Source organism: Candidatus Symbiopectobacterium sp. NZEC135 (genome assembly GCF_025962695.1).
In genome coordinates this window covers 1-1166 of the sequence record NZ_JAGFPF010000590.1, presented here as the reverse complement: position 1 = coordinate 1166, position 1166 = coordinate 1, and the positions used below count along the sequence as shown (strand labels likewise).

Below are 1166 nucleotides of genomic sequence, written 5' to 3'. Positions count from 1 at the left end.
GCTATATCGGCCGATAATCCTGTTTCCAGGGAACCGTATACGCTATCGCCGACACAACAGGTTAAACGCCCATGACATCAATTTCACCGCTGGTCTGCCGGGATGCCACGCACTACGACAGCCATCAGCTCGCCGCCATATTGACCGAGTGCTTCACGGATTATGTGATCCCTTTTACCCTCGATGGCCCAACGTTTGCCACGCGCTTTAACGCAGAGGGTCTGTCATTGACCGAGAGCCGTATCTGGAGCGCCAACAATAACCCGGTGGCGCTGGCAATCATGGTGCGTCGCGGCTCGCGTTGCCGTTTGGCTGCCTTTGCCATTCATCCGCGCTGGCGTCGTGGCGGGTTGGGAACAGCGATGTTAGGGCGATTGCTGGATGAAGCGCGTCAACGGGGCGACAGCGCCCTGTGGCTCGAAGTGATTAGCAACAATGTGGCTGGCATTGCCTTGTATGACAGGATGGGATTTACGCGCCAGGACACCCTGTGCGGCTTTATTGCCCCTCTACCGGATGAAACAACAAACACAGCCGCACCATTAACACGTTGCGATCCGGTCAGCGTTATCGGCAGCATGATCGCCGCGCCTGATAACGCGTTACCCTGGATGCTCGATCCGTTGGGGACGGTCGCACTGCCGGCACAGGCATATCGCTCGGGCAATGACGCCTATGCCATTGTTGCCACCGCGTTTACCAAACCCCAGCTGCGGGCGCTTTATGTCACGCCCACCGCCCGTCGACAAGGTCATGCACGACGGTTGCTGCAAGCGCTGGCCGTACTGCATCAGGGCATTTCTACCCCTGTCGCGGTACCGCAGGCGTTGACCCCGTTATTTTTGCAGGCTGGCTGGGAACAGCACCCGATTACCCAATTTACCCTGTGCCACGCACTGTCAGAAACGGAAAACTAAGCGCATGGCGGCAGTGCAATCTTATCCGCGTATCTCACTGAAACGGTGAGATATCACCGGTGCCTTCACGCACCACCACCGGTGCGGAGTCGGTCAAATCAATCACCGTTGTGGGTTTTTGTCCGAGAAATCCACCGTGGATAATTAAATCCACCCGTTTGCCCAGGTGATCCTGAATCTCTTCCGGATCGGACTCCGCAAAATCATTGCCCGGCAACATCAATGTGGTCGACATCAGCGGCTCATTCA

2 protein-coding genes are annotated in these 1166 nt (G+C 56.8%); one reads left to right on the top strand and one right to left on the bottom strand.

What is annotated here, in order from left to right; translation table 11 throughout:
- The first annotated feature begins 71 nt into the window (after positions 1–71).
- Positions 72–917, top strand: a complete 846-nt coding sequence (locus J5224_RS29000; RefSeq protein WP_264628544.1) for a GNAT family N-acetyltransferase — start codon at positions 72–74, stop codon at positions 915–917.
- Positions 918–951: 34 nt separating this feature from the next.
- Here the strand turns inward: J5224_RS29000 and J5224_RS28995 are convergent.
- The coding region (locus J5224_RS28995) for a Sua5/YciO/YrdC/YwlC family protein (RefSeq protein WP_264628543.1) at positions 952–1166 on the bottom strand (215 nt) is incomplete at its 5' end.